2 protein-coding genes are annotated in these 2864 nt (G+C 39.4%); one reads left to right on the top strand and one right to left on the bottom strand.

What is annotated here, in order from left to right; all coding sequences use genetic code 11:
- Positions 1–533 precede the first annotated feature (533 nt).
- On the bottom strand, positions 534–1550 hold the full coding sequence (locus SLS51_RS22780) for a formamidase (protein ID WP_011147417.1): 1017 nt from the start codon (positions 1548–1550) through the stop codon (positions 534–536).
- 480 nt (positions 1551–2030) lie between these two features.
- On the opposite strand from SLS51_RS22780, the gene SLS51_RS22775 reads away from it, so the two are divergent.
- The coding region (locus SLS51_RS22775; RefSeq protein ID WP_323840776.1) for a hypothetical protein at positions 2031–2864 on the top strand (834 nt) is incomplete at its 3' end.

The raw sequence follows: 2864 nt of genomic DNA, 5'->3' as shown, positions 1-2864 counted from the left end.
GAATAATCCGTCATGGTGAGGCCGTTTTTCTTTGTTTGCCACAATCTGTTTCTCTGTCTTATTAGTTAGTCATTACCATTTATAGTATTTCTACCAAGTTACAAAAAACATCTTCCCATATTTTCTCAGGCAAGTCTTTACCGAATGCATTAATAGAAGAGCCTAAAGAATCAAATATCAGAAAAGGAAAAATGAGAAAACATTATATTTACAACAACTACTTTATGAAAACCATTCATTTAAATGAATTTTCAACTTGCATTCGCATAATGATAATCCCTTTATCAAAATATCGATTATTTATATTTCCGTTAATCTTGGATGTTCAGATCGCAAAAATTTGTCTGAGTTCCCTCCAGATGATCACTTAATTTTTAATAAATTATTTAGGGCAGCCCATAATTAATATAAAAATTAATTTTATTTCGTAAATAAATAATTTAAAATTAAATTAGTCTATACCTTATAGATTTCAAGATGGAAAAATAACAACACCGCAATGACCTTGCGGTGCCGTATTATCAATCTGTCAGTTATTCATCGATTTTCGGTAATGGCCCCAGTTTCACACCTTCTGGGTAATATTTCCAGCCATCACGAATACGGATATTTTCATCCCAAGGCAGTTTATATTCACCGTTTGCCAAATCGCGCACCCAAGTCAGATAATTAGCTCTCTCTCCGCCCGGCTTACCGACATAACCTCGGCAACCGAGATTAAAAATACTGTTCTCTAGCGCCCAATTCTCACGAGCCTTATCCGCCAGACGAGGGAACAGTTCGGCGGTAACAATTTCCCACGGATTACGCTGCCCTTGCTGGATAATATTACCGTCGTAATTACAAATTGTACCTTCACCGAAATAATAAAAAACCTCATCATAGCCTGCCAGATTAACCGATACGGTATACATTAAGTTCTGCCAGGCATTAGTACGATTCGTCCAAATCCATTGATCGTTAACTTGGGTAGAATAACCAGAAATGCGGATAAAAACGTTACAACCTTTATAGGCGGCTTCGCGTGCCAATTCAGGAAACATACCATCATGACAAATACACACCGCCAATTTTGCACCTTTTGGCCCCTCACAGACCGGCATACCCAGATTGCCCGGCATCCAGGGTTCAATCGGCACCCAAGGCTGCAATTTACGGTAATGCAATACAATTTCACCATTGCTGTTAATAATAATCGCGGTGTTATAAGGTATCTGTGACGGATCTTCATTACGTTCCATTATTGAAAACACACCCCAGACATCATTACGAATACAAGCTCGACGAAAACAGTCAATTTCTGGACTGTCCAACGATAATAACATTTCATCATAGGTCCAGATCTTGGTATTTAATCCCTGAGCAGAATATTCAGGAAATACAATAAAATCCAAGTCAGGATAACCGGCTTTAGTTGAATCCATTGTTTTACAAATCTGCTGAACTTGAACCTGAATATCTTCAGGTCCCCTAATAATAGGAACAGGATATTGAATAGCCGCAATTAATAACGCTTCATCCCACGCACTGACACTTCCGGTACTGCCCATAAAGACCTCTGAATGAATAGTAATTATTAAAATTGAATGACAAGTTTCATCGTTATACAAACAAATAGAACTTATCTTTACCCATCGTTAAGTGATTTCACTAATGCATAATAGCGCCTCTTTTGTTTACAAAAATGCGATCTTTAACATTAAATAAAAAAATTAATAACTTTTTAGCAAAGAATACCGTTATTAAAACTAGGGTTAATTTGCCCTTAATAGCTTTGCAAATAGTCGAGCACTTTGAAGGAACTCAATTCGGTTTGAGCAATATGAGGAGTTATAAAAAATCCCAAACGATCTGTTTGGCCTTTGCAGCATGTTGACCATCAGCAATCAGTTGATAGAGGACTTAGATTTACTGTATTTGAGTGTAAAAGCTAATAATGTAAGTTCGTAAAAGCTAGTAATTAAATATCGTAATAGCTAATATTGTATTCCCGTATTAGCTAATACTTGAACATCTGCTGGAAGAAAGACATGGCAAAAACTGGAAACGAAAGGTTGGCAGAAGCGCTGAGAGCTGCAAGCGATGCGGCCGTGGGCAACGTGCTGAGTTCTAAGTCAATCACTGATAAACAACGCACACTTCTGATCAATAAAGGCTATTTCAAGCAAATCATCAGGGGATGGTATCTCCTGGATGCAGATCTCACCACTGAAAAAGCGGGTGATTCAGTACTTTGGTATGAATCCATCTGGTCTTTCGTTGGGCAGTACGTCGAAAGTATCTTCGGAGATGATTACTGGCTAAGTCCTGAATCCTCTCTTGATTTACATACAGCAAACAATGCCTTACCAAACCAGATAATCGTCTACACCTCAGACACGACGCCTCGCACACTTAATCTACCTAACAACATGAGTATGGTGATCATCAAGGGAAGGGTTCCCTGTAAGACTGTCAAAGTAAACGGTATAAATGTTCATTCGTTAGAAAGCGCACTCGTTGAAACTGGCCCACAAACTTTCAGAGCCAACCCTATAAGCATTCAGCTAGCACTCAGGAATGCTGATCTGAGTCTGCTTTCAGAAGCAGTACTGACAACCAAGAATGTTGCCTCAGGGAACAGATTAATTGGCGCCTACCAGCAGCTAAAGATGAGGGCCGAAAGCCGGAAACTACAAACCATCATGGAAGGAGCCGGTTTTGAAGGTATTAAGCAGGTTAACCCATTTGGCCATATTCCGATGATAGTAGGCGGTAGTCGGGGAGAATCCCCAAGCGCAGTTCGTGTGAGGCTCCTGTGGCAGGAGATGAGACAAGAAGTCATCGAGGCATTTGATGACTTTCCACCACCTTTTGACTTCTTT

The sequence above is a fragment of the Photorhabdus africana genome, from assembly GCF_035181445.1.
GTDB classification, from domain to species: Bacteria; Pseudomonadota; Gammaproteobacteria; order Enterobacterales; family Enterobacteriaceae; genus Photorhabdus; species Photorhabdus laumondii.
The sequence above is the reverse complement of the archived record's forward strand: the minus strand, read 5'-3'. Positions and strand labels throughout refer to the sequence as shown.

What these genes read in the sequence shown, in the direction of transcription:
- SLS51_RS22780 (WP_011147417.1), bottom strand. Translation starts at nt 1,550, where the DNA reads ATGGGCAGTACCGGAAGTGTCAGTGCGTGGGATGAAGCGTTATTAATT.